Annotated in this window: 5 protein-coding genes and 1 pseudogene; all 6 read left to right on the top strand. The window is 65.5% G+C overall.

Features of this window, described 5'->3' with window-relative positions:
- Positions 1-148: 148 nt before the first annotated feature.
- A pseudogene (locus tag ACPYN7_RS17845) lies at positions 149-466 on the top strand (HAMP domain-containing protein); the annotation flags it as partial.
- 182 nt (positions 467-648) lie between these two features.
- The gene (locus ACPYN7_RS17840; RefSeq protein ID WP_424348534.1) at positions 649-1,017 is read left to right on the top strand and encodes a sensor histidine kinase; all 369 of its coding nucleotides are present in this window, start codon (positions 649-651) and stop codon (positions 1,015-1,017) included.
- A gap of 915 nt (positions 1,018-1,932) precedes the next feature.
- Positions 1,933-2,727 carry a cytochrome c oxidase assembly protein gene (locus ACPYN7_RS17835; protein ID WP_424348533.1) on the top strand — a complete coding sequence of 265 codons (795 nt, stop codon included), beginning with the start codon at positions 1,933-1,935 and terminating at the stop codon, positions 2,725-2,727.
- 51 nt (positions 2,728-2,778) lie between these two features.
- Entirely contained in the window at positions 2,779-2,994 is a 216-nt protein-coding gene (locus tag ACPYN7_RS17830) for a hypothetical protein (protein ID WP_424348532.1), read from the top strand.
- Positions 2,995-3,042: 48 nt separating this feature from the next.
- Positions 3,043-3,402, top strand: a complete 360-nt coding sequence (gene cmtR / locus ACPYN7_RS17825; protein ID WP_424348531.1) for a Cd(II)/Pb(II)-sensing metalloregulatory transcriptional regulator CmtR — start codon at positions 3,043-3,045, stop codon at positions 3,400-3,402.
- Positions 3,399-3,995, top strand: a complete 597-nt coding sequence (locus tag ACPYN7_RS17820) for a cadmium resistance transporter (RefSeq protein ID WP_424348530.1) — start codon at positions 3,399-3,401, stop codon at positions 3,993-3,995. Before cmtR ends, ACPYN7_RS17820 begins: the two co-directional genes overlap by 4 nt.
- Positions 3,996-4,351: the final 356 nt, after the last annotated feature.

Raw genomic sequence — 4,351 nt, 5'->3', positions numbered from 1 at the left:
GCTGCTCTTGCTCGCCGTCACGCTCATCAACTTCCGCCGACTGCGTCAGGTAGAAGAGTTATGAGACCAGGTCTTAGAGCATGCCTTCCGTTCGGTGAGCCTCACCGCCCTGACCATCGGCGGGCTGACGGCGCTCTACATTGCCGGGATGCTCACCTTCTACCTGTACCGCGCGATCGGGCGGTCCCTGGCCTCCTTCAGCACCGCCGCCCAGGAGCTGGCCGCTGGCAACGACGAGGTGCGTGTCACCTCCACCAAGCTGGGCCCGGAGTTCGACTCCCTCGCGGGGTCCTTCAACGACATGGCCGCCAAGCTCGACGCCGTGGACACCACCCGGCGGCAGATGCTGGCCGATCTGGCGCACGAGATGCGCACCCCCCTGGCCAGCCTCAAAGGACATCTGGAAGGCATCGAGGACGGGGTGGTCGAGTGGGATGAACGGACCACCGGCATCCTGCACGCCCAGATCGCCCGGCTGGAGCGGCTGGCCCGCGACATCCGACAACTCACCGCCGCCGAAGAGGGCATGACCCGTCTGCAGCTCACGCCTCAGGACCCTGAGCACCTGGCGGTCCAGGCGGTCGCGGCCATCGAACCCCACGCCCTCGGCAAGGGCGTGTCGATCACCTCGCGGAGCACCGGCATGGAGTGCGCCCCGGTGCCGCTGGACCGGGAGCGGATGGGACAAGTGTTGAGCAACCTGCTGGAGAACGCCCTGCGCCACACCCCGCCCGGGGCACCATCACCGTGCACACCGACCACACCCCGAAGGCCGCCACCGTCACCGTCACCGATTCCGGCGAGGGCATCAGCAACGACCATCTCCCGCACGTGTTCGAGCGCTTCTACCGCGCCAACCCCGGCAGGGAAGCCCACCGCGTCGGCTCGGGACTGGGCCTGGCCATCAGCAAATCCCTGGTCGAGGCCCACGGCGGGACCTTGGAGGCCGCCAGTGATGGACCCGGGCGCGGGACCAGCTTCCGGGTTCATCTGCCCCGCCGAATTTCCACCGACTGACTCCGGCGCTGTCACCAGGCTGTTCTCCCACGGCGACGGACCCGTGGCAACCGGAAGGGCGCCTCGAGCGTGGTGAGCACGGCCCCTCACGTTGGGGCAGCCCTCAGCTTCCTCGGTTCAGGTCAGCAAAATGTGGATGGCCATCGCCCCGGTCAACACCAACCTCCGGGCCGCACCGAGCGGCGCACGGGTCATATCTGTGCAGCATTCAGTCCCGCCGGGGCAAATTGCTTCGCCCGCGACATGGCGCCCACGACTTCCCTGCTCGCACCGGCCCGCCAGAACCGATGAGGCGGGCGACCCGTAGCCGTGGCCGAGATCGCTGGGGGACCCCGGTCATGCGGCCTTCCATGCATGCGCTGGGCAGAGTCCCAGCCGCAAGACGTTCATGTTCCTCGAAGGATTCCGTGCGCCTCCGACAAAAGGGGCAGGCCTCACCGGCAGCACAACGAAAGTAGGCGGACTGGTGCCGCATGACCGGCAACTGCGCGAAAGGTGCCCAGGTGGCCGTCGTCTCCACAACGATCCAAGGCCGCGCCAGTCCAGTTATAAGAGGGTGCCCTGACTTCGGGGAAGGCCGAGCCAGAGCACCCTCACACCATTGACCCAGGGGACTGCCCGGGTCATCGGCCGATGAGAACTGGGGGTTCTCACGCTGAAAGTTACGTCGTCTTCAACCCGGAAAACAGGGCGAGAAGCCGTTATTGGCCAAGCTTGAAGGTATCTACACCCCGTCTTTACTTAAGCTCAACATTTGGAGATGGCTTCGAGGAAGGGTGTCTCTCGACCGTTGCCAGGCCTCCTGCACTACGTGCGGCGGCGACACTGCCCCAATACCGGAAGGCAACGCGGTCAAAAGCTCAGGACCGGCACTTCCGCCTCCCTCCTACGCCGGTGTGCACTAAGGTGACCGCGATGAGTCACGATCACAGCTTTTTCGGCTGGGCTTTGTTCGAATACCTCACCCTCCTAGCGTTATGTCTAGCCGCGGCCGGCTACGTCGCGGGGCTGTGGGCGCACCGAGCCCGTGGACGGTGGCCGATCCACCGCACCATCCTGTGGTACACCGGGCTCTTCTGCGCCGGGGCCGGACTGGTGGGCCCGCTTGCTGACGCCGCCCGGACGAGCTTTTCCGCTCACATGGTCGGGCACCTGCTCCTGGGCATGATCGCGCCACTGTGTCTAGTGCTCAGTGCTCCTGTCACCCTCGCTCTGCGCGCTTTGCCCGTACCCGAGGCCCGTGCGCTCTCCCGGGTTCTGCGCACCATTCTCATGCGTGGGCTGACCCATCCGGTGATCGCCATGGTGCTCAACGCCGGAGGCCTGTGGGCGCTCTACACCACCGACCTGTACCGGTTGATGCACACCTCGGTGTGGGTGCACGCGCTCGTCCACGCCCACGTCTTCCTGGCCGGCTATCTTTTCACCGTCGCGATGGTGGGGATCGACCCGAACCCGCACCGGAGTTCTTTTCCCCTGCGGGCGGCAGCGCTCATCGGGTTCCTCACAGTCCACTCGATCCTGGCCAAGTGGCTCTACGGTCACCCACCCGCCGGCGTTGAATCCGGCGACGCACGCATCGGAGCGCAGATCATGTACTACGGCGGGGACGCCGTAGACGTCACCTTGATCATCGTGTTCTGCGCCCAGTGGTACACCGCCACCCGTCCTCGTGGAACACCTCAACCAAACACCCAAGCATCGCGCTGAATACACACCCGGCGCCAGTGTCCGTCTAGGTTTCCAGGGGAGAATGCTTCCATGGAGTACTTCGCGGCCGTGCTGCCGTCCATCTGCATCGGCATCATCTTCTGGCTCATCCTGCGCGCGATCTTCCGCGGCGACCGCACCGAGCGTGCCGTCGAATCCGCTTCCCAAGTCGACGCCGCACGCTGGTACGAGGAACTCAAGCAACGCGACGGTGGCACCCTCACCTTCAGCCCACGCTCCCCCGCCGATAACAAGCCCACCCACTGACCCTAGAGACTGCCCCGGCGATTCAGTCACGGCTGTATAGTTCAGTGCATGCTGATTAGTGCTGCGCGATTGGACGTGATGAACCGGCTGGGTCGTGCCATGGCCGACCCGACCCGGTCCCGGATCCTGATGACCTTGCTGGAGGGCCCGGCCTACCCGGCGGATCTGGCCCGGGACCTGGGATTGACCCGGTCGAACGTGTCGAACCATCTGGCATGTCTGAGGGACTGCGGGATCGCGACCGCCATGTCCGAGGGCCGCCAGACCCGGTATGAGATCGCCGATGCGCACCTGGCGCAGGCGCTGACCGCGCTGGTCGAGGTCACCCTCGCGGCCGACGAGAGCGCTCCCTGCCTGGATCCGGCCTGCTCGGTGTCCGGCTGCTGCGACACGGCGGTGGGCGCGTGATCCTGACCTCCGCCCTGCAGGCCATCGGCTTGTTCATCGCCACCAACATCGACGACATCATCGTGCTCTCGCTGTTCTTCGCCCGCGGAGCAGGACAACGCGGCACAACGACCCGGATCGCCCTCGGCCAATACCTGGGGTTCGCCGGTATCCTCGGCGCGGCCGTGCTCGTGTCCCTGGGCGCCGGGGCGTTCCTGCCCCCAGAGGTCATCCCGTACTTCGGGCTCATCCCCCTGAGTCTGGGCCTGTGGGCCGCCTGGCAGGCCTGGCGCGAGGACGATGACGACGATGAGGCCAAGGTCGAGGGCAAGAACGTAGCCGTGTGGACCGTGGCCGGGGTGACCTTCGCCAACGGCGGGGACAACATCGGGGTCTACGTCCCGGTCTTCCTCAGTATCGGCCCGACCGCGGTGGTGGCCTACTGCATCGTGTTCCTGGCCCTGGTCGCAGTGCTGGTGGGTTTGGCCAGGTTTGTCGCCACCCGCCGGCCGATCGCCGAGGTCCTGGAGCGCTGGGAACACATCCTGTTCCCGATCGTGCTCATCGGCCTCGGCATCGCCATCCTCGTCAGTGGCGGAGCCTTCGGCGTCTAATGGCATCGAGGCAAAACCAATAGTGGTCCCCACTGGCCTGAGGTCCAACGCCAACTGCAGGGCCGTTCTCGTCCAACAACTAATAGCAGGCCACATGTAAAGCAAGGTTGCTCGCTGTCCTGTCGCCCCAAGGAGAAATCTACGGGGTGGACTCAACGCGTGCGACGCCCACTGGGGAACCCCTACTGCATTAGTCACTCGAGTGGGAGGAGCACTTCGGGCGGCTGGTGCGGTCGATGGTACGGTTACGCCCAACTCAGGACATTTGCTGATGTGAACCCCTGCGTGTCAGGGTGAGTTGAGTCCAGTGGTTCACAGCAAGTTCGCCTGACGCAGGGCGAGATCAGGATCGACCA

It is taken from the genome of Kocuria sp. CH-021 (assembly GCF_049716185.1).
Lineage (GTDB): Bacteria > Actinomycetota > Actinomycetes > Actinomycetales > Micrococcaceae > Kocuria > Kocuria cellulosilytica.
Note: the sequence above shows the minus strand (reverse complement) of the source record. Positions and strands in the feature narration are given on the sequence as shown.